This window comes from Vibrio sp. 10N.239.312.D08 (assembly GCF_041466145.1).
GTDB lineage: Bacteria > Pseudomonadota > Gammaproteobacteria > Enterobacterales > Vibrionaceae > Vibrio > Vibrio crassostreae_C.
In genome coordinates this window covers 49,854-71,751 of sequence record NZ_JBFSSD010000010.1, presented here as the reverse complement: position 1 = coordinate 71,751, position 21,898 = coordinate 49,854, and the positions used below count along the sequence as shown (strand labels likewise).

The following is a 21,898-nucleotide window of genomic DNA, read 5'->3' as shown; positions in this document are numbered from 1 at the left end:
ATTCCAAGGCTGATACCTAGTATCAGCCTTTTGTTTTATTAGCGCACCAGAATCTGACCATGGCAGCCAATAGAGTAAAACGCTATCTATAGAGTAAATTATCATCAATATAGTAAATGGTTTGCTTTATAAACACCTTGCCTCATAATAGTAAGGTTCATTAGGTAGGGATAGTATGAAAACAAGCGACAGAATCTTACAGACCATTAAGCGTCAAGGCGCGGTAACCGCGAAACAACTGTCAGAAGAATTTGGCATGACGACAATGGGGGCAAGGCAACATCTGCAAAGCCTGGAAGATGACGGTATTCTTGCGTTTCATGATGTGAAAGTGAAAGTGGGTCGCCCGACTCGCCACTGGTCCCTGACTCAACAAGGTCATAACCAATTTTCAGACCGACATGGTGAACTCACTATTCAAGTGATTGATGCTGTCGAGAATCTATTTGGTAAAGAAGGGCTGGCTAAGGTTGCTGCCGAGCGTGAACAACACACTCTTAAGCAGTATCAAACTGCGCTGTCTGGCTGTGATTCACTCATCAGCAAGCTTAAAAAACTCACCCAGCTTCGTGAAGACGAAGGCTACATGGCTGAGCTTCAAGAACATGATGATCACTACATCTTGATTGAGAACCACTGCCCTATCTGTAAGGCTGCAACTCGCTGCCCTAGCCTGTGCCAATCTGAGCTCAACGTGTTTACTGAGTTACTAAAAGATGAGTGTCACGTGAGCCGTACAGAGCACATCATTGCTGGCGAACGACGCTGCACTTACACCTTAACACCCGCCCTTTGATTGCAAAGGTAATCGGCTAATACCGTCTCAATATTGAGAAAATACAAATAGATTAAAATTTGTACAGATTTCTTTCTTAAGCTTAGAGCATATGAAACACGCTTAATGCTAAGGAAGGAATGATGGCGCATCCACAACCCGCTCAAAAACTGCCACCCTTTGATGAACTTGTCCAACTCGCGAAAAGCGACCCGAAAGCATTCAATCAATTCAAACACGAGATGTGCGAACAGATGATTTGTTCGGCTTCAGACGTGATGCAAGACCGACTTCGTGCGCAGCAAAGTCACATCGACTTAGTGGTTAGCCGTTGTAAAAACCCACACCACGCCAATGTCGTACTCATGCAAGAGCTGCGCTGTCAGGTCTGTAAGTTCCAAGATGCACTCGAAGGGCGCTGCGGCTTTGAAGAATCTCTGCCTGAAAATGTCGTGCCTTTTAAGCCGAATACCGAACCTAAAATGTACTGAAATTAGCAAAGCACTAAAAAGAAAAAGGGAGCGTAATGCCCCCTTCTTATTGGTTCGCTGTTCAATATTCACATGGGTCTTCGCCGTAGTCATTACGGCCTTCTGTACCTTTCAACAAACCACACTCAATCAGAATCCAGAAACCACACACTAATGCCGCGACGGTTGCCGCCATATGAATTGGCGATACCGACTCTGTCGTCGTTGCAACCATTGGCGAAGCTAAACGACCCAATACTAATGGCACATTCAATAGTAGCCAGTAATTAGACTTATTGCGGTCGTGCCAGCGCTTAGCGGTTACCGCAAGGTCTGGGATCACAAGCATCAATAGGATGATTGGTAGCAGGATATAAGAGTAAGCAGGGAACAACACAGAGATACCTGAAGCAAAACCGGTAATCGCTATGTAGTAGAAAACATTCCAAATCCAGTAAGTCTTACGACCAATTCTCCCCTTGAAAGAGAGCAGTAATTCTTTCATCGACATCTTAAATACTCAAATTTATACGCCGCTAAAAGTCAGCAGCAATGGTTAGTTTATTACTTTTTGAAAGCAACTTTTATCCATATCACGAATATTCACCGTTAAGCTTCTTACATGACTCGCTTGTTCTTGCAGGATCTGCATTAACGATCGTGACAATTCTCGCTTTTGCTCTTCCGTTCGTCCCGAAAGTAACTCAAAGCTGATATGAATAAAGTCTACACTATCTTCCTCATCACCGACCAACCAATTATGGCAACGCAGTGAACGAGACTTCACTGACGGCACATCAAACAAGCCACATGTGAGAGCGACTTGGTGGAGATCTTCCAGTAAGCCTTGGATATTTACTCGCTCATCCACTGAATTGGAGTACTCTAGAACTAGATTCGGCATTGTTACTTCCTGTTGTTAACGCAATCGTTTGTCCCTTAATAACAACTAACGATGAAAAATCCGAGAAGTTAGCTATTATTCTGTCTGCCGGATCACTGATATATGCTCAAAATCTACTCTGACCATTGAGTAAGATCCAAGAAAGTCATGACCACAGTCATGATCTGTTGATATTAATCTGTTATATTATTTCGTAATAAAGTTTACTTTTTTACATTCGATTTATTTAAATACTTTGGAGATATTCCTATGCGTCATCCTGTAGTTATGGGTAACTGGAAACTAAACGGCAGCAAAGAAATGGTTGTTGATCTACTAAACGGTCTTAACGCTGAACTTGAAGGCGTAACAGGCGTAGACGTAGCAGTTGCTCCACCAGCACTTTTCGTTGATCTAGCAGAGCGTACGCTTACTGAAGCGGGCAGCGCGATCATCCTAGGTGCTCAAAACTCTGACCTAAACAACAGCGGTGCATTCACTGGCGACATGTCTCCAGCAATGCTTAAAGAGTTCGGCGCATCTCACATCATCATCGGTCACTCTGAGCGTCGTGAATACCACAACGAATCAGATGAGTTCGTAGCTAAGAAATTCGCATTCCTAAAAGAGAACGGCCTAACTCCAGTTCTTTGTATCGGTGAATCTGAAGCACAAAACGAAGCAGGCGAAACTGTTGCAGTATGTGCTCGTCAACTTGACGCTGTTATCAACACTCAAGGTGTTGAAGCTCTTGAAGGCGCTATCATCGCTTACGAACCAATCTGGGCTATCGGTACTGGTAAAGCAGCTACAGCTGAAGATGCACAGCGCATCCACGCTCAAATCCGTGCACACATCGCAGAGAAATCTGAAGAAGTTGCTAAGAAAGTTGTTATCCAATACGGCGGTTCTGTTAAGCCAGAAAACGCAGCAGCTTACTTCGCACAACCAGACATCGACGGTGCTCTAGTTGGCGGCGCAGCTCTAGACGCGAAAAGCTTCGCAGCTATCGCTAAAGCAGCAGCTGAAGCAAAAGCTTAATTTAAACCTCACCGTTTAGATTAGATGAAAGGTCAACTTAGGTTGGCCTTTTTTGATCTCGCTCGAAAACCGCCACTCCCAACCTCTTTTTTGCACTGAGCTCTTTGTAACTTAATAACATTCCGGTTTATTAGACTGCGTTATGAAGATTTATACACAAGCTCATCTAAACACATTTCGAAAACAGCTCCGAAACAACATGCCTCAACCAGAACGCAAGCTATGGTTTTATATACGGAACAAGCAGCTTGGTATTAAGTTTCGCAGACAACATAGCATCGGAAAGTACGTCGTGGATTTCTTCAACTGTGAACTAAAACTGGCCATTGAGATAGATGGTAATAGCCACTTTTCAGAACAAGCACAGGCTTACGATCATCAGCGTACACGAGACTTAAACAAGATTGGAATCAAGGTGCTTCGCTTTACCAATAATGAAGTTAATCAGAATCTTGAAGAAGTTTTGGTGAAAATCATGAATTCAATCCCCAAATAAACTTCTGTGTACGCATCCCCCTCTAACTCCCCCTTATTTCAACATTTTCGATTACCCTGCCGATCTAAGGTAAAGGGGGAGAACTTTCTTTGTTCACTTAGGTTCCTAGGCTTACTGAAACCATAAAATGTTCAATAAATCGCTAATAGGAAAGCTTACGTTAATCGCTAAAATTAGTTGTAGTCGGTATATGCTCCAACAACTACGGAACGGTTCCTCCCCTTTCCAATGAAAGCTAAAGGGATCTAGAAACCTGACATAAGGGGAGGCTAGGAGGGGATTTTACAATGAATCTAAAGAACGGCAGGCACAAAAAAACCGCTGAATAATCAGCGGTTTTTAAATTCTTTAAGCGAACGCTAAGCGTGGCTTAGAACAACTCTTCTGCAACGCGGAACAGCTCAGAACGGTCTGGGTTCTGCATGTTCTCGATACAATCGATGATGTCGTGGTGAACAAGTTCTTCTTTCTCGATACCCACACAACGACCACCGTGACCTTCTTGAAGAAGGTGAACAGCGTAGTTACCCATGCGAGAAGCCAATACACGGTCAAAAGCAGTAGGACGACCACCGCGTTGGATGTGACCAAGAACCGTTGCACGAGTTTCACGACCAGTTGAAGATTCGATCTCTTTAGCCAGTTCGTTAGCATCCATCATTAGCTCAGTTAGAGCGATGATTGCGTGCTTCTTACCTTTCGCAATACCATCTTGGATGTTGCTGATAAGCTGTTCTTTATCTAGGCCAGTCTCTGGAGTAATGATGTACTCACAACCACCCGCGATTGCTGACATAAGCGTAAGGTCACCACAGTGACGGCCCATGATTTCAACAATAGAAATACGTTGGTGAGAAGAAGACGTGTCACGTAGACGGTCAATTGAATCAATAACAGTGTTAAGCGCTGTTAGGTAACCGATTGTGTAGTCAGTACCCGCGATATCGTTATCGATTGTGCCTGGAAGACCAATACATGGGTAACCCATTTCAGTCAGCTTCTTAGCACCCATGTAAGAACCGTCACCACCGATAACAACAAGTGCTTCGATACCGTGCTTCTTAAGGTTCTCAATGCCTTTCTCACGAACAGCAACGTCTTTAAATTCAGGGAAACGTGCAGAACCTAAGAAAGTACCACCACGGTTGATCACGTCAGATACGCTTGAACGGTCAAGCTTTTCGATACGGTCTTCAACAAGGCCTTGGTAGCCATCGTAAATACCGTAAACTTCAATGCCAACTGATAACGCAGTACGAACAACGCCGCGAACTGCTGCGTTCATACCTGGAGCGTCACCACCACTGGTCAAAACACCGATCTTCTTAATCATGCTCACCCTCGATTTTTGGGAATCTATTATTCAATTCTTGTTCTTGCTGATTGTATATCAACAAGATTTTAAATCTATATTTGTGCGTTATGTTACATTTCCTCAACAGGAATAGCACTCAAATCGCGTAAAATTATGTAACATTTCTACTTCTGTAAGAGTATTACAGTTTTACTCAATAACTTTGTTGATTCACATCAGAATCAACATTAATTGTTACTAAGGTGGTTTTTGAATCACCTAACAGTTAATAATTTTTACTCACTTTAGTTCAAAAGCCACTCACTTACCATTTGCCCGCTGATTTTTAGCACGCATTACCACGAGTGGAATTTCTGCTGCTTCTCTGGTCCAAATACGACCGAATACGGGTCTTGGTGAATTAATACATCAGCATCAGGGAACACGGAGATAAGCTTAGCCTCTACTTCGTCAGAAATGCGATGCGCTTCAATAAGTGGGATATTATCTTCCAATTCTAGATGCAGTTGGATGAAGCGTATTGGCCCCGAGCGACGCGTTCGTAATTGATGCACACCCAACACGCCTTCCACGCTCAATGATGTCTCTTTAATCTGTTTCAGCTCATCATCTGGCAGCTTATGATCAAGCAGAGACTGAACCGCTTCCATCGCCATTTGATAAGCGCTGTACAGAATGTAGATACCTATACCCACCGCAAATACAGAGTCCGCTTGGCCAAGCCCAAACCAACTCAATGCCAGTGCCAGCATAATCGCGGCGTTCATATAAAGGTCTGATTGATAGTGCAGAGAGTCGGCCGCAATAGCTTGGCTGCCTGTTTTGTTGACCACATGCTTTTGGAATCGAACCAAACCGAAGGTCATCACCATCGCAAATAAGCTGACGTAGATACCAATTTCTGGAGAGTTCAGTTCATGAGGTCGGAAGAAGCGCTCAATACCATTGAGAATAAGGAAACATGCAGAGCCTGAAATAAACATTGCCTGCGCTAATGCAGCGAGAGATTCAGCCTTACCATGACCAAAGGTGTGCTCTTTGTCGGCAGGCTGCAGAGAGTAACGAACCACGATAAGGTTAACGACAGAGGCCGCGATATCCAGCATTGAATCCACGACGGAAGCCAACAGACTCACGGAACCTGTCACCCACCAAGCTGCGACTTTCACTATCAATAAAATAGTGGCGATGGTGGTGGCTGCCCAAGCGGCGAGCGTAACTAAACGTGCGTATTCTTGTTTCATAACTTGGCTATAAAGTGACTGATAGCACAAAGTATAACCTGCAAACCACCAATTGAATATGACAGCCATGATGTGAAACATTCATTTTTAAGGATCAAAAAAAGCGACACTCGGCCGCTTCTTTCTAAACACTTTCATTCAACGCTGATTTTTCAAGCAATGAATTACTTGTCTTTGTTCATGCGTTTTCCCATTTTGTCAGCACACTTAGTCATGCGCTCTTGTTGGATTTCTTTCAGTTGAGTCTTTTGCTCAGCCGTTAGTACGCTCATCATTTGGTGTTGCTTCTTAAGCATTGCTACGCGACGCTCAGTTTGCTTCTCAACCATTTGGCTTGCTAGGTCGTTTGCTGCTGCTTCGTCAAAGTTGTCAGCAAGTACCAATGCTTGAACCTTTTCGTGATGCGCTTTCATTTGCGCCATTTTTGCCGTTTTGTTTGCACCGCGCTTTGCTTTCATCTCAGCACGGTCTGCTTCACGCATCTCTTTTAACTGTTCTTTTTGAGCGTCGGTTAGGTCTAGTTGGCGCATTACTTTTTTATCGAAACCGCCACACTTGTCGTGCATACCTTTGTGGTCACCTTTATCACCACCACCGTAAGCATACGCGCTTGCTGTACCTAACATTAGTGGAAGTGCCGCAGCTGCTAGTACAAGTTTCTTAGTCATTTTCATAATTGTTGCCTCAATTCGGTATAATAAGTCATGTGTTGCGTCTGTTTCTCAGCGCTTAGATATAGATTAGTCTTTCCCTCGTAAAGTGACGTTTAGAAAGCGTAAAGAATCGTAAAGAGTGAAAGTTGACGAATAATTAGCAGTATTATTAACCTGTAAATAGTAGATAACCGATTAAGGCTTCCCAATGGCGAACATTCTTCTTATTGATGACGACACCGAGTTAACCAGCTTACTCAAAGACATTCTGAGCTTTGAGGGCTTCACTGTTTCCGAAGCCAATGATGGCTATGCAGGGCTGGAAGCTATCAATGATGAGATTGACCTGATTCTTTTGGATGTGATGATGCCGCGTCTTAATGGCATGGAAACACTAAAGAAACTGAGAGAAAATTGGGAAACACCAGTGCTGATGCTGACCGCAAAAGGCGAAGAGATCGACCGTGTGATTGGTCTTGAACTTGGCGCGGATGATTACCTGCCTAAACCTTTCAGTGACCGAGAGTTGTTAGCTCGTATTCGAGCTATCTTGCGTCGTACTCAAACCAACACCGCACCTAAGGCGGCCAGTGATAGAGTTCAATATCAAGACATCGAAGTCTTCCCTGGCAAACAAGAAGCCTACTGCAATGGGGAGCTCATCGACCTCACCACAACCGAGTTCGCCCTACTGAGTCACCTTATCCAAAACCCAGGGCAAGTGATCACCAAAGAAGCATTGAGCCTAGATGTATTAGGTAAAAGGCTCGCAGCGTTTGACCGTGCGATAGACATGCACATCTCCAACCTGCGTAAGAAAATTCCTGAGCGCACTGACGGTAAATCACGCATCAAAACCTTACGAGGCCGTGGCTACTTATTGGTAGAGGAAGATTAATGCGTATACCTAAAATCACCAGCTTATATGGACGTATCTTTGCTATCTTTTGGTTCACCATGTTACTGGTGCTTTTGTCGGTGCTGTCACTTCCCCATTTAGACCCTCGAGTCGCGCGCGATGTGCCTGCAGATCACCTCGATAAACTCGAGCGTATCGCTAAAATCACAGAGAAACGCTACGCCAAAGAACCAAATCTGGGCAAGATTGTCTTCCAACTTGAGGCACCACGCAGCCGCAAGGATTCTCGCGCTCGCATCTATCTGACCGATCTTGAGGGCGCAGTCCTTACCTCGAAAAGGCATTCAGACTACAAACTTAAAGCGATTCGCAACTTTGTTACCTCGATAGATAACCCTGAAGTGCCGAAACAAAAACTGTACGGACACTACATGGTGGCAGGTCCAGTACCCATCAAACTCGCGGGTGAAGAGTTGTTGATGTACGCCGGAATAAAGTGGACTCAACCACCTCCGTTCTTGTTACGCCTGTTTGATAGACCTCTGCAGTTACTGCTTGCGGTTATGCTGGCGAGTACCCCGCTATTGCTTTGGCTAGCTTGGGCACTGAGTCAACCCGCTCGCAGGCTAGAACGCGCGGCACAACGCGTGGCGAAAGGTCAATTCGAGGTCGATCCAACACTCGAAAAAGGTACTTCAGAGTTCAGACAAGCTGGTGAGAGCTTTAACCAGATGGTCGAAGCGGTAAACCAGATGATCTCCGGGCAGCAACGCCTACTCTCTGATATTTCACACGAACTACGCTCACCACTGACTCGCCTGCGTATGGCCAACGCACTGGCAATTCGTAAACAGGGTGAGAGCCAAGAACTTGAACGTATCGATACCGAAGCACAGCGTTTGGAACAGATGATCAGTGAGCTGCTGACGCTATCTCGTATGCAGGTCGACAGCCATATTACTCGTGAGGTTCAGCCTATCTCTAGCCTGTGGGAAGAGATCTTAAAAGACGCAGAGTTTGAAGCCGAACAGATGGGCAAACAACTGACGTTCTCGGAGATCCCAGAACGCTCTATTTCGGGGAACCCTAAACTGCTGATGAGTGCGCTAGACAACATTACACGCAATGCCATCTACTACGGTAAAGACCAAGTGGATGTACAGTTCCATGTGGTTCAAGATCAGCTAACAATTTGCGTCAATGATAATGGTGATGGTGTTCCAGAGGATGAACTCGATTCTATCTTCAGACCTTTTTACCGTGTCTCAACAGCGCGTGACAGAAACTCTGGCGGCACAGGGCTTGGATTAACCATTACTGAAAGTGCGATTCGCCAACACAGCGGAACCATCACGGCGACCCGCAGCCAGCTCGGTGGATTACAACTCGAAATCACCCTGCCTATCTTACCGGTGTAATACCCCCACAAAGATCGCAGTTGATAATGATTATCATTACCATTATGGTAAATCCTCTAATTAAGGAGGATTTACCATGTCGCACACTTTCCCTGCTTTACCCTACGCTTACGATGCCCTAGAGCCTTACATTGACGCTAAGACAATGGAAGTGCATTACAGCAAGCACCATAGAACCTACTACGATAAGTTTGTTGCGGCGGTGTCTGGCAGCGAGCTAGAACAGCAATCTCTGACCGAGATCTTTGCCAACATATCTCAGCACAGCCCGGCTGTTCGTAACAATGGCGGTGGCTACTACAATCACATCTTGTACTGGAACTGCATGTCGCGAGACGGCGGTGGTGAACCTACGGGCGAGCTTGGTGAGGCTATCAAGAGTACCTTCGGAGATTTCGAGACATTCCAAGATCAGTTCGCCCAAGCGGCGATCAATACCTTTGGCTCCGGCTTTGCTTGGCTAGTGGTAGAGCAAGGGCAACTGAAGATCATCTCAACCTCGAACCAAGATAATCCGTGGATGGATACCGTGGCGAGTGATGGCGAACCGATTCTCGCGCTCGATGTTTGGGAACACGCCTACTACATCAGCTACCAAAACCGTCGTCCTGATTACATCAATGCATGGTGGAATGTGGTGAATTGGAATGCCGTATCTGAAAACTACGCGCAAGCACTAACGAACCAAGCGTAAGCGAATGGTGACGGTGGCGAACTGTACTCACTCAGCTTGCCACCGTATACTCGGGCTATCTTTGATTACTCTTGTGAACCAACATGTTTGATATCGCTCTATACGAACCAGAAATTGCACCCAATACGGGTAACATCATCCGCCTATGTGCTAACTGCGGCGCAAATCTGCACCTGATTGAACCGCTTGGCTTTGATTTTGAAGAGAAGAAGGTTCGTCGTGCTGGCTTGGATTACCACGACCTTGCGCGAGTTAAGCGTCACAAGAACCTAGAAGCTTTCCTTGAGTATCTAGAGAATGAACGTGAGGGTGATTTCCGCATCTTTGCTTGCACCACAAAAACGACAGGCCACCACGTTGATGCGAAATTCCAACAAGGCGATGTGCTGATGTTTGGCCCTGAGACTCGCGGCCTGCCTGCTGAGTTCATTGAAAGCATGCCAATGGGACAACGCATTCGTATTCCAATGATGCCAGACGCGCGCAGCCTCAACCTGTCTAACGCAGTGGCAATCATTGCTTTTGAAGCATGGCGACAAATGGGTTTTGAAGGCGCGGTATAACCGAACACTCAAGCTTATCTTTTATCTGTTATCTGTTATCTGTTATCTGTTATCGATAGTAAACAGTAAGTAACAGCTAGCGACAGACAATAAAAAAGGCTCTTACCATTATCACTTTCTTGCGAAGGATAAAGGTAAGAGCCTTTTCTGTTTTCCCTCTATCTAAAGAGAGAAAAAATTAATTAGTTTAAGCGGTTACGATCGTTGTCGTCGTCTTTCTTCTCAAACTCACCTTCAAAGGTGTTGCCGTCTTTTGATTGGTCAGATGGATCGCGATTGAATGGGTCTTGTCCAAATGGGCTCTGGCCAAAACCAGCTTGTCCACCGGCATGGAAACCACCAGACATGTTGGTCACCACCATTTTTTCCATCATTTTCTTGGCAATCATCGCTCTTGGTGCTGGCAATAATACCAACATACCGAGTGCGTCCGTCATAAAACCCGGAGTCAGCAGCAATACACCGGCAACTGCAAGCATCACGCCTTCAAGAATCTGTTGTGCTGGCATTTCGCCTTGTTGCAAACGACCTTGCACAGACATAAGTGTCTGAATGCCTTGGCTACGAACCAGCGATGCACCCACAAATGCAGTGATCAAAACCAACGCAATAGTTGGCCACAATCCTAAGAAGCCACCAACTTGAATAAATAGCCCAATCTCAATGATGGGTACGAAGATAAATAGTAATAATAAGATAGGAAACACACGCCCTCCTTTGTTACTTGCAGTTTACGCTGAAAGCCCTAACAATCTCAAATTTATCCTGTAAATAAGCGTGTTTATTGACCAAGAATAACTTTGCAAAATATTGACGAAACAAAACCGAAAAAGGTGATCCACTTAATATTTTTATGCGCTAAGTACAGTATCATGTGCCACATAAGTCAGGACGGATTTATCAGCCCAATATTCTAGCGAACGGAGTATTTGCACACAGAATAGGCTAATAACTAACTATATAATCAGAATAATTCTCTAAGGATCCTGTTATGGCTACTCAATCAGAAGCTCAAGTTGAAGCTCCTCAAGCTACTCGTCTCGAAGAAGATCTATTAGGTCAACGTCATGTTCCGGCTGATGCTTACTACGGCATCCACACTCTACGCGCAGTTGAAAACTTCAACATCTCAAATGTAACGATCTCAGATGTACCTGAATTCGTTCGCGGTATGGTGATGACTAAGAAAGCAGCGGCTTTAGCAAACAAAGAGTTAGGTGTAATTCCAAGCGAAGTGGCTAAATACATCATCCAAGCTTGTGACCTAATTCTAGACACGGGTAAGTGCATGGATCAGTTCCCATCGGACGTTTTCCAAGGTGGTGCTGGTACTTCTGTAAACATGAACGCAAACGAAGTTGTTGCGAACGTGGCTCTTGAACTTATGGGCAAAGAAAAAGGCCAATACGAGTTCATCAACCCGAACGACCATGTAAACCGCAGCCAATCTACAAACTGTGCTTACCCAACTGGCTTCCGTATCTCTGTTTACAACAGCGTTCGTAAACTGATTGATGCGATCGAATACCTAAAAGGTGCATTCGAGCTTAAGAGCCAAGAATTCAACACGATTTTGAAGATGGGTCGTACTCAGCTTCAAGACGCAGTTCCAATGACGGTTGGCCAAGAGTTCCACGCTTGGGCTGTAACCATCAATGAAGAAATCAAAAACCTAGAATACACTTCAAAACTACTGCTTGAAGTAAACCTAGGCGCAACGGCTATCGGTACAGGTCTGAACGCAGCACCGGGTTACCAAGGCCTAGCAGTGAAACACCTAGCAGAAGTAACAGGCCTAGAGTGTGTAGCGGCTGAAGATTTAATCGAAGCAACGTCTGACTGTGGCGCATACGTAATGACGCACGGCGCACTTAAGCGTCTAGCAGTTAAGCTATCTAAGATCTGTAACGACTTGCGTCTACTTTCTTCAGGTCCACGTACTGGTTTGAACGAGCTAAACCTACCTGAACTGCAAGCAGGTTCTTCAATCATGCCTGCTAAAGTAAACCCAGTTGTACCTGAAGTAGTAAACCAAGTTTGCTTCAAAGTTCTAGGTAACGACAACACGGTTTCTTTCGCTGCGGAAGGTGGTCAACTTCAACTGAACGTAATGGAACCTGTTATTGCACAAAGCATGTTTGAGTCTCTAGACATTCTGACAAACGCTTGTGTGAACCTGCGCGACAAGTGTGTAGACGGCATTACGGTAAACAAAGAAGTATGTGAAGCGCACGTATTTAACTCTATCGGTATCGTCACTTACCTAAACCCATACATTGGCCACCACGAAGGTGACATTGTTGGTAAGATCTGTGCAGAAACAGGTAAGAGTGTTCGTGATGTAGTTCTAGAACGCGGTTTATTAACCGAAGAAGAACTTGATGACATTTTCTCTGTTGAAAATTTGATGCATCCTCAGTATAAAGCGAAGCGCTACGAATAAAGTTAGCGAGAAAGGGTTCCAAACGGAGCCCTTTTTTAGGCTCCAATACGGTTAACCATGATTATTTTGTGGATTTCCGTTGGTTGCGCTTTTGCCAAATTGAATCTAAACCATAGAACTATTATGTGAACATTCCAGCGGCGAATGTTCACATAATAAAATCTAAATGAGGTGTTACTTATGATTGCAGTAGAACTGTTTGTCGTCCTGCTCTTTATCTTTTTGGGGGCCAGAATTGGCGGTATCGGTATTGGTTTTGCCGGTGGTGCTGGTGTTATTGCCCTTTCACTTATTCTTGGCGTTCCAACAAGCCAATCTTTCATCCCGATCGACGTAATCTTGATCATCATGTCAGTTATCACCGCAATTGCTGCAATGCAAGTTGCTGGCGGTATGGACTGGTTGGTACAAATTGCCGAAAACTTTTTGCGTAAACACCCTGAACGCATCACCTTTTACGCGCCGATTGTGACCTTTGTAATGACATTAATGGCGGGTACTGGTCACACAGCATTCTCTACGCTTCCTGTTATTGCAGAAGTAGCGAAAGGCCAAGGTGTTCGTCCTTCTCGTCCACTGTCTATCGCAGTTGTCGCTTCTCAAATTGCTATCACAGCTTCGCCAATCTCGGCTGCAGTTGTGGCTTTCGCAGCAATGTTGGCACCATTTGGTGTTGATTACCTAACGCTATTGATGGTTTGTATCCCAACAACCTTCATCGCTTGTATGGTTGGTGCGGTTGTTGCTAACTACATGGGTAGCGAATTGAAAGACGATCCTGTTTATCAAGAACGTCTAGAGAAAGGTCTAATCAAGCTAGCAACAGAAGAGAAACGCGAAATTCTACCTACAGCGAAGAAAGCAACGTACATCTTCCTAGCTGCAATTGGTTTCGTGGTTTGTTACGCAGCGGCTATCTCTAGCTCTGTTGGCCTAATTGAAAACCCGGCGCTAGGTCGTAACGAAGCGATCATGTCTGTAATGCTGGCAGCAGCAGCGGCTATCGTGATGTTCACTAAGATTGATGCAGCGAAGATTTCTTCAGCACCAACGTTCCGTTCTGGTATGACGGCATGTGTATGTGTACTTGGTGTGGCTTGGTTAGGTTCAACGTTTGTAAACGCACACGTTGCTGAAATCAAAGACGTAGCAGGCGCTCTACTGGCTGACTACCCATGGATGCTGGCTCTTGTTCTGTTCTTCGCTTCTATGCTGCTTTACTCTCAAGGAGCAACAACAGTTGCACTGATGCCTGCAGCACTAGCGATTGGCGTAGCACCACTAACAGCCGTTGCTTCTTTTGCTGCGGTAAGTGCGCTGTTCGTACTTCCAACTTACCCTACGCTACTAGCAGCGGTTGAGATGGATGACACAGGCTCAACGCGTATCGGTAACTACGTATTCAACCACCCATTCTTCATTCCAGGTGTGGTAACAATCAGTACTGCGGTAGCACTCGGCTTCGCATTCGGCGGTCTGTTTATCTAACATTCGCTGGTGATTGAACATTTAAAAGGAAGCTTCGGCTTCCTTTTTTGTTTTCTGCTCAATGTGTTATTTGATACGCATCAAATAACCATTATAAACTTTAAAAACCGCCTAAAAATAAAGTTTGAATAAAATTCCAAGATTATTCTGCCTAATCATAAACAACACCTACCAAATCAATCTCCTTCCACTTCCAGTTAATCCACAACGAATATTAATCCAAGCTAACTAACCAAAAAACCTTGACGATTTTCTGCCATTTTTTAGCCCTTTTATTAGCCATTATTTTTGTGAACAGCACCAAACTTAAATACCGGAGTAAGGAATAAAATAACCGCAGCTAAATTAAATCTAACTTCATTTGGATTAGTAAATATAAAAACAACCTTAATTTAAAGTCAGCAACTTTATATCGTTGAGTGCTTTATAAGTGTCCGTGTATTTACAATCTATAAATCATTAGTCGCTAATTCACATCACTTCTATTTAAGATGATGTAAGGAGATAGCCATGACAACTCAAACGATACCAAGCGAGAAAAAAAAGGGCGGCTTCTTTGCCAACTTTAAATTCCCTTCTGCCTACACCATTCTATTTATTCTGATTGCGTTCGTCGCACTGCTTACCTGGATTGTTCCAGCAGGCCAATACGACCGTGCAATGAATGAAGAGCTAGGCCGAGAAGTACCCGTAACCGGAACCTATCAAGCGGTAGAAGGTAACCCTCAAGGCGTGATTGATGTACTGCTCGCGCCTATTGACGGCTTCTATGACCACAATAGCTATGAAGCGGCGGCTATCGACGTTTCGCTGTTCATCTTAATCATTGGTGGCTTCTTAGGGCTAGTAACCAAAACGGGTGCCATTGATGCCGGTATCGAGCGCGTCACCGCCCGCTTAGAAGGGCGAGAAGAGTTGATGATACCAATACTGATGGCGCTATTTGCCGCAGGTGGTACCGTCTACGGCATGGCGGAAGAATCACTGCCCTTCTATACATTGCTAGTGCCGGTAATGATGGCAGCTCGCTTTGACCCTCTTGTTGCCGCTGCGACCGTACTGCTTGGTGCAGGTATTGGGGTGCTGGGTTCAACGATTAACCCATTCGCAACCGTGATCGCTGCCAACGCCTCTGGTATTCCATTTACAGACGGTATCGTGTTGCGCATTGCGATGTTGATTATTGGTTGGGGTATTTGTGTTGTCTACGTAATGCGTTACGCAAGAATGGTTCAAGCCGATCCAACAACATCAATTGTCTACGACAAATACGAAGAGAACAAAGCGCACTTCTTAGGTAATGCGAGCGGCGAAAAACTTGAATTCACCGCGACTCGCAAACTGATTCTGACCATTTTTGGTGGCTCGTTCGCTGTAATGATTTATGGTGTATCCGTTGCTGGATGGTGGATGGCTGAGATCTCAGCGATGTTCTTAGCAGCAACCATCATCGTTGGTATTGTGGCTCGCATGAGCGAAGAAGAGTTTACCACCAGCTTCATTGATGGTGCCCGCGACCTACTTGGCGTTGCGCTCATCATAGGTATTGCACGTGGTATCGTAGTGGTGATGGACCGCGGTATGATCACCGATACCATTCTCTTCTCAGCAGAACAGATGGTAACGGGGCTTTCTTCGGTTATCTTCATTAACGTGATGTTCTTCTTAGAGATTCTACTGTCGTTCTTAGTGCCATCGACCTCTGGCTTAGCGGTACTGACCATGCCAATCATGGCACCACTGGCCGACTTTGCTGGCGTAGGTCGTGACTTGGTTATCACTGCGTACCAATCTGCATCTGGCTTGGTGAACCTAATCACCCCAACCTCCGCGGTGGTGATGGGTGGTTTGGCGATTGCTCGTGTCCCTTACGTGCGCTGGGTTAAATGGGTGATGCCACTAGTCGGTATATTGATGGTGTTCTGCATTGTTGTACTGAGTATTGGTGCGCTGATCTAACTAACAGCACTTCACTCCTTTCTCATCCAAAGCCGCTTCTCACAGCGGCTTTTTTATTGTTCCCTCTCAATGTAACCCTCTGCCACTGAAACAGCTCCTCAAAGCCATACACGCGATATTCAAGGTTCTTCTGTTCGTAGCCAAGCTCAACCAAACTCAAAGCACTCGCAATAGAAGAATCAATCCTACTTTTAAACATCTAATTTTCTTGATGAAATAACACTCTATTTTCAACCATGATGTTTAAACAAATAGTTAGTCACTTATTAGCGTTAATTATATTTAAAGTAATTAATAGCCTAATAAACAGACGAGGATTAATGCCCTTTTCTATCAAAAAACACACTTAAACAGCCGATTTTAAAATGTGATCGCAACAGCTTTATTCGCATTTACTTTGTTAATAAACAATTAATTCCACATCCAAAATTAAATATCTAAATAAAAACACTGCATACTTCCAAGCTAAGTACACTCTTATCAATAAAACTATTCTGCATATAATCCCTCGTAAATTAGATTCTAGTAAGTTTCGTCAAAAAAGCGTGCATAAAGTTCCCTAACTGCTAACTATTTAGAATGTATTATTCATAACTGAAAGTGCATAAAGTTTGTTAAAACCCTTAATTTTAAAGGGCTGCGGGATAAAAAACGATTTGTGATAGATCTCTAAGAATACCTGACTAGCAGGCGTAATATTAATTCCAGACAAGAGATATGAATAAATAATTCATTCTTCTCAACTGAAAATAAATAATTACTCTTAGCGATAAAAGTAATTCAAATATATAAGAGAGAGACGATCATGAGTAAGTTCTATGTAGGTTCTGAAATAGGTCAATTACGCCGCGTTCTAGTTCACCGTCCAAGACGCGCACTGACTCACCTAACACCCTCTAACTGTCACGATTTACTATTTGATGACGTACTGGCTGTTGAACGTGCTGGTAAAGAGCATGACGCATTTACTCAAACGCTGCGTGATCAAGGTGTTGAAGTTCTTCTTCTTACTGACCTACTAGCAGACACGCTAGCAGTGCCAGAAGCGAAAGATTGGCTTTTGAATCATCAAGTTTCTGATTACCGCTTAGGCAAAACCTTTGCTAACGATGTGCGCTGCTACTTGGGCGACTTACCAAACCTAGAACTAGCAAAAATCCTAACGGGTGGTCTGTCTTACGCTGAGATGCCAATGAAATCATCTTCAATGATGCAAGGCATGCACGCACCAACCGACTTCATTATCGAACCGCTACCAAACCACCTATTTACTCGTGACACATCTTGCTGGGTATACGGTGGCGTATCCATCAACCCGATGGCGAAACCTGCTCGTCAACGTGAAACCAACCACGTTCGCGCTATTTACCGCTGGCACCCAACATTTGCTGGCCAAGACTTCATTAAGTACTTCGGCGATGAAGAAAACATCAGCTACGACAACTCAACCATTGAAGGCGGTGACGTTCTTGTAATCGGTCGCGGTACGGTTCTTATCGGTATGTCTGAGCGTACAACAGCACAAGGTGTTGAGCACTTAGCATCTAGCCTATTCAAACACGGTCAAGCGAAACAAGTTATCGCAATGCAGCTACCAAAACACCGCTCTTGCATGCACTTAGACACCGTTATGACGCACATGAACGAAGATACGTTCTCTGTTTACCCTGAAGTGGTGAGTAAAGACGTACAGTGCTGGAACCTAACTGGTGATGAGTCTGGCGCAGTGAAAGTGAAAGAAGAAGGCTACTTCGTAACAGCTATCGAAAAAGCACTTGGCGTAGACAAGCTAAACCTAATCACGACCGGTGGTGACAACTTCCATGCAGAACGTGAGCAGTGGAACGATGCAAACAACGTTCTAACGGTTAAACCTGGCGTTGTGATTGGCTACGAAGGCAACACCTACACCAATGAAAAATACGATAAAGCAGGCATCACAGTTCTTCCTATCCCTGGAGATGAACTTGGCCGCGGTCGCGGTGGCGCACGCTGCATGAGCTGCCCAATTGAGCGTGATGGTATCTAATCACTAAGACGAAAACGGCCAAGTTGAATGATCTTAAATAATCTCAGCTTGGCCAAAATGAGAGAACACAATTATGACTAAGCAAACTGTTGTTGTTGCACTCGGCGGTAATGCCTTACTTCGTCGCGGTGAGCCGTTAGAAGCCGATGTTCAACGCCGCAATATTGAAACGGCGGTGAAAACCATCTCTGAAATCGCAAAAGTGTACAACGTGGTGTTAGTACACGGTAATGGCCCACAAGTTGGCTTACTTGCTCTGCAAGGTTTGGAATACAAGAAAGTCAATCCATACCCGCTGGATGTGTTGGGCAGTGAGACTCAAGGCATGATCGGCTACATGTTGATGCAAGAGTTCAAGAACTACCTGCCTAACCGCAACATCTCGTGCATGTTGACCCAAATGACGGTTGATCCAAATGATCCTGCGTTTGCGGATCCAACGAAGCCGATTGGCCCGATCTACGAAGAAGCGGAAGCGCGTGAATTGGCGGAGAAATTCCACTGGATCGTAAAACCCGATGGCCAACATTTCCGCCGTGTAGTACCAAGCCCACGCCCTACCGGCATTGTTGAACACGAAGCGATCACTCAGCTTATCGATGCAGGCCACCTAGTGATCTGTACTGGCGGCGGCGGCATCCCAGTGAAAAAAGAGAACGGCAAATTAGTCGGTGTGGAAGCTGTTATCGACAAAGACATGTCTGCGGCTTTCTTAGCGAAACAACTGGATGCGGATGCGCTACTGATTCTGACCGATGCAGACGCTGTGTACCTGGATTGGGGCAAACCGACTCAACACGCACTGCGCAGCACCACACCAAGTGAACTGGCGCAATTCGAATTTGATGCAGGCTCAATGGGGCCAAAAATTGAAGCATCGTGCGAATTCATTCAGCAAGGCGGCAAAGTCGTCGGTATTGGTGCACTCGAAGATGGTTTGCAAATCCTGCAAGGCTTGGCGGGCACCAACATCACCAAAGATTAATCTACTCGCGAGCTTTTCAAACCTTGCGAGAAAACTGAATCACCGTTTGAACTGAAATTAATACACAAAAATTGAATCGCGCTTTCTTGAATTTTCTTTCCCTGTAACAAGAAAGCGCCTAAATCTAAGAAGGAATACATCATGGCTTTTAACCTACGCAATCGTAACTTCCTAAAACTACTAGATTTCACTCCACGCGAAATTCAACACTTATTAGATCTTTCTATGGAGCTAAAAAAAGCGAAGTACAACGGTTACGAACAGCCAACACTAACTGGCAAAAACATTGCGCTTATCTTTGAGAAAACCTCAACTCGTACTCGCTGTGCATTCGAAGTAGCCGCATTCGACCAAGGTGCTCGAGTGTCTTACTTAGGCCCATCTGGCTCTCAAATTGGCCACAAAGAATCAATGAAAGATACCGCTCGCGTTCTAGGCCGTATGTACGATGGCATTGAATACCGCGGCTTCGGTCAAGAAATCGTTGAAGAGCTAGGCGCTTACGCAGGTGTACCGGTATGGAATGGTCTGACTGACGAATTCCACCCAACACAGATCCTTGCTGACTTCCTAACTATGACGGAATACGGTCGTGGTAAACAACTGCATGAAATCAGCTTTGCTTATCTAGGTGATGCTCGCAACAACATGGGTAACTCTCTGATGGTTGGCGCTGCGAAAATGGGCATGGACATTCGCCTTGTTGCTCCAAAACAATTCTGGCCACAAGAAGAGCTATTGGCTCAATGTCGTGAAATCGCAGAACACACTGGTGGCAAAATCACGCTAACCGAAGATGTTCAAGAAGGCGTGCAAGGTTGTGATTTCCTATACACCGATGTTTGGGTATCAATGGGCGAAGCAAAAGAAGCGTGGGCTGAGCGTATTAACCTAATGATGCCTTACCAAGTCAACATGGACATGATCAAGGCAACAGGCAACCCACATGTGAAATTCATGCACTGCCTACCTGCTTTCCACGGCGAAGATACCACAGTAGGCAAACAGCTTGCTGCTGAATATCCGCAGCTTAAAGATGGCGTAGAAGTTACAGATGAAGTGGTCGAGTCTGAATACTCTATCGTGTTCGATGAAGCTGAAAACCGCATGCACACCATCAAAGCAGTAATGGTTGCAACACTAGGCAGTTAATTACCTAAACAGCTAAGAATCGAAACAACTAAGAAGTTAAGCACTCACTTGTTCGCGAGACATTGACAAGTTAAGTGTAATGACAGGGAAATGCGGGCGGCGAACTTGGGATTTAGCCCTTGGATAAAGCCCGCATTTTTTTTCATGTACTTGAGGGCATTATCGCCCCAAAAAACCTGAGATTTTCTGTTTCAACAAAGGCTTAAATCAAAGCAAAATGTAGAGGTTATTTCGCATAAAAATCCATTAAATGAATACTTTACAGAAAGTATTGCATGCCGTTTTTATCTGAGTATAATCCTCCGCAATTTGTCTTAAGAGAGCAAAAAATGAACTGCAATTCTGTCGCACATGATTGTCAAACTACACGCCAAAGAGTGGCGGTGGTGTCATTTTTATTTTGCTCTATTGATCGTTTCGAAGCCTCCTATTTTTAGGGGGCTTTTTTTTGTCCGCAATTTGACTGTATGCATAGAAGGAAGACCCGTTATGGCGCATTCGTTATTTAACAAGCACATCATCTCCATACCTGAGCTCACTTGTAATGAACTGGAGCTTATCGTCGACACAGCAGCAAGACTCAAGGCCGAGCCAAACCCAGAGTTGCTGAAAAATAAAGTCGTTGCGAGCTGCTTCTTTGAGCCTTCAACTCGAACTCGCCTTTCATTTGAGACCGCCGTCCAGCGCCTTGGTGGCACGGTCATTGGCTTTGATAATGGCGGTAACACCTCACTGGCGAAGAAAGGCGAAACACTTGCCGATTCAGTGCAGGTTATTTCATCCTACGTCGATGCCTTTGTAATGCGTCACCCACAAGAAGGGGCAGCACGTTTAGCGTCTGAATTTTCTAACGGTGTGCCGGTAGTAAACGGCGGCGACGGTGCTAACCAGCACCCGACGCAAACCTTGCTGGACCTGTTCTCGATTTACGAAACACAAGGCACGCTCGATAACCTCAATGTGGCGTTCGTCGGCGACCTAAAATATGGCCGTACCGTGCACTCATTGACCCAAGCACTATCGAAATTCAATAACGTGCGTTTCTTCTTTATCGCGCCAGAAGTCTTAGAGATGCCAGATTACATCTGTGAAGAATTGGAAGAGATGGGCATCCAATACAGCACTCACAGCAGCATTGAAGAAGTCGTGCCGGAACTGGATGTTCTGTACATGACTCGCGTGCAGAAAGAGCGCTTTGATGCGTCGGAATACGCACACATGAAATCGGCTTACATCCTCACCGCCGATACATTGAAAGACGCTCGTCAAAACATGAAGGTACTTCACCCGCTGCCACGCGTCGACGAAATCACCACCGACGTTGATAAAACGCCACACGCTTACTACTTCGAACAAGCTGAAAACGGTGTATACGCTCGCGAAGCCCTATTGGCCCTAGTTCTTAACGACACTTTATAAGCAGGAGAAACA

Annotated in this window: 21 protein-coding genes; 15 read left to right on the top strand and 6 right to left on the bottom strand. The window is 45.0% G+C overall.

Annotated elements, in window-relative coordinates; all coding sequences use genetic code 11:
- The first annotated feature begins 175 nt into the window (after positions 1–175).
- Both AB6D58_RS07730 and AB6D58_RS07725 read left to right on the top strand, forming a co-directional pair.
- The gene (locus AB6D58_RS07730) at positions 176–796 is read left to right on the top strand and encodes a metalloregulator ArsR/SmtB family transcription factor (RefSeq protein WP_017063674.1); all 621 of its coding nucleotides are present in this window, start codon (positions 176–178) and stop codon (positions 794–796) included.
- A 122-nt stretch (positions 797–918) separates the two neighbouring features.
- Positions 919–1,266, top strand: a complete 348-nt coding sequence (locus AB6D58_RS07725) for a DUF3135 domain-containing protein (protein ID WP_017061155.1) — start codon at positions 919–921, stop codon at positions 1,264–1,266.
- A gap of 61 nt (positions 1,267–1,327) precedes the next feature.
- Here the strand turns inward: AB6D58_RS07725 and AB6D58_RS07720 are convergent, their stop codons facing one another.
- On the bottom strand, positions 1,328–1,756 hold the full coding sequence (locus AB6D58_RS07720) for a DUF805 domain-containing protein (protein WP_372128622.1): 429 nt from the start codon (positions 1,754–1,756) through the stop codon (positions 1,328–1,330).
- 45 nt (positions 1,757–1,801) lie between these two features.
- Positions 1,802–2,149, bottom strand: coding sequence for a 5-carboxymethyl-2-hydroxymuconate Delta-isomerase (locus AB6D58_RS07715; protein WP_017061157.1), 348 nt, complete (start codon positions 2,147–2,149; stop codon positions 1,802–1,804).
- A gap of 249 nt (positions 2,150–2,398) precedes the next feature.
- Between AB6D58_RS07715 and tpiA the strand changes: the two genes are divergently transcribed.
- Complete coding sequence (tpiA, locus tag AB6D58_RS07710) at positions 2,399–3,169, top strand: triose-phosphate isomerase (RefSeq protein WP_017061158.1); 771 nt, start codon at positions 2,399–2,401, stop codon at positions 3,167–3,169.
- 142 nt (positions 3,170–3,311) lie between these two features.
- Positions 3,312–3,665 (top strand): endonuclease domain-containing protein, encoded by a 354-nt coding sequence (locus AB6D58_RS07705; RefSeq protein ID WP_136979819.1) that lies wholly within the window; start codon positions 3,312–3,314, stop codon positions 3,663–3,665.
- 370 nt (positions 3,666–4,035) lie between these two features.
- Here AB6D58_RS07705 and pfkA read toward each other — a convergent pair whose 3' ends face one another.
- From pfkA to AB6D58_RS07690, 3 genes are all read right to left on the bottom strand, one after another.
- The gene (gene pfkA / locus AB6D58_RS07700; RefSeq protein WP_017061160.1) at positions 4,036–4,998 is read right to left on the bottom strand and encodes a 6-phosphofructokinase; all 963 of its coding nucleotides are present in this window, start codon (positions 4,996–4,998) and stop codon (positions 4,036–4,038) included.
- A 317-nt stretch (positions 4,999–5,315) separates the two neighbouring features.
- Positions 5,316–6,224 (bottom strand): CDF family cation-efflux transporter FieF, encoded by a 909-nt coding sequence (fieF, locus tag AB6D58_RS07695; RefSeq protein ID WP_136977490.1) that lies wholly within the window; start codon positions 6,222–6,224, stop codon positions 5,316–5,318.
- Between the two features lie 164 nt (positions 6,225–6,388).
- Positions 6,389–6,898 carry a CpxP family protein gene (locus AB6D58_RS07690; protein ID WP_229647415.1) on the bottom strand — a complete coding sequence of 170 codons (510 nt, stop codon included), beginning with the start codon at positions 6,896–6,898 and terminating at the stop codon, positions 6,389–6,391.
- 187 nt (positions 6,899–7,085) lie between these two features.
- Here AB6D58_RS07690 and AB6D58_RS07685 point away from each other — a divergent pair, with 187 nt between their 5' ends.
- The 4 genes from AB6D58_RS07685 to trmL all read left to right on the top strand — a co-directional run bounded on the left by AB6D58_RS07685 (position 7,086) and on the right by trmL (position 10,411).
- Complete coding sequence (locus AB6D58_RS07685) at positions 7,086–7,775, top strand: response regulator (RefSeq protein ID WP_017061163.1); 690 nt, start codon at positions 7,086–7,088, stop codon at positions 7,773–7,775.
- Complete coding sequence (cpxA, locus tag AB6D58_RS07680) at positions 7,775–9,154, top strand: envelope stress sensor histidine kinase CpxA (RefSeq protein ID WP_017061164.1); 1,380 nt, start codon at positions 7,775–7,777, stop codon at positions 9,152–9,154. Before AB6D58_RS07685 ends, cpxA begins: the two co-directional genes overlap by 1 nt.
- A gap of 76 nt (positions 9,155–9,230) precedes the next feature.
- Entirely contained in the window at positions 9,231–9,848 is a 618-nt protein-coding gene (locus AB6D58_RS07675; RefSeq protein WP_372107234.1) for a superoxide dismutase, read from the top strand.
- An 83-nt stretch (positions 9,849–9,931) separates the two neighbouring features.
- Positions 9,932–10,411, top strand: a complete 480-nt coding sequence (trmL, locus tag AB6D58_RS07670) for a tRNA (uridine(34)/cytosine(34)/5-carboxymethylaminomethyluridine(34)-2'-O)-methyltransferase TrmL (protein ID WP_372156914.1) — start codon at positions 9,932–9,934, stop codon at positions 10,409–10,411.
- A gap of 182 nt (positions 10,412–10,593) precedes the next feature.
- On the opposite strand, the gene AB6D58_RS07665 is transcribed toward trmL, so the two are convergent.
- Positions 10,594–11,118, bottom strand: coding sequence for an FxsA family protein (locus tag AB6D58_RS07665; RefSeq protein WP_012604974.1), 525 nt, complete (start codon positions 11,116–11,118; stop codon positions 10,594–10,596).
- A 284-nt stretch (positions 11,119–11,402) separates the two neighbouring features.
- On the opposite strand from AB6D58_RS07665, the gene aspA reads away from it, so the two are divergent.
- The 7 genes from aspA (at position 11,403) to pyrB (ending at position 21,886) form a co-directional block, all read left to right on the top strand.
- Positions 11,403–12,854, top strand: a complete 1,452-nt coding sequence (gene aspA / locus AB6D58_RS07660; protein ID WP_017063668.1) for an aspartate ammonia-lyase — start codon at positions 11,403–11,405, stop codon at positions 12,852–12,854.
- A 180-nt stretch (positions 12,855–13,034) separates the two neighbouring features.
- Positions 13,035–14,342: an anaerobic C4-dicarboxylate transporter gene (locus AB6D58_RS07655; RefSeq protein ID WP_017061168.1), complete on the top strand. Its 1,308-nt coding sequence runs from the start codon at positions 13,035–13,037 to the stop codon at positions 14,340–14,342.
- 510 nt (positions 14,343–14,852) lie between these two features.
- Positions 14,853–16,301, top strand: coding sequence for a YfcC family protein (locus AB6D58_RS07650; protein WP_017068849.1), 1,449 nt, complete (start codon positions 14,853–14,855; stop codon positions 16,299–16,301).
- 805 nt (positions 16,302–17,106) lie between these two features.
- Positions 17,107–18,330, top strand: a complete 1,224-nt coding sequence (gene arcA, locus AB6D58_RS07645) for an arginine deiminase (RefSeq protein ID WP_017062724.1) — start codon at positions 17,107–17,109, stop codon at positions 18,328–18,330.
- A gap of 73 nt (positions 18,331–18,403) precedes the next feature.
- Positions 18,404–19,315 (top strand): carbamate kinase, encoded by a 912-nt coding sequence (gene arcC, locus AB6D58_RS07640; RefSeq protein ID WP_019821541.1) that lies wholly within the window; start codon positions 18,404–18,406, stop codon positions 19,313–19,315.
- 141 nt (positions 19,316–19,456) lie between these two features.
- Positions 19,457–20,467 carry an ornithine carbamoyltransferase gene (locus AB6D58_RS07635; protein ID WP_004729719.1) on the top strand — a complete coding sequence of 337 codons (1,011 nt, stop codon included), beginning with the start codon at positions 19,457–19,459 and terminating at the stop codon, positions 20,465–20,467.
- Between the two features lie 489 nt (positions 20,468–20,956).
- Entirely contained in the window at positions 20,957–21,886 is a 930-nt protein-coding gene (gene pyrB, locus AB6D58_RS07630) for an aspartate carbamoyltransferase (protein ID WP_372156912.1), read from the top strand.
- Positions 21,887–21,898 lie beyond the last annotated feature (12 nt).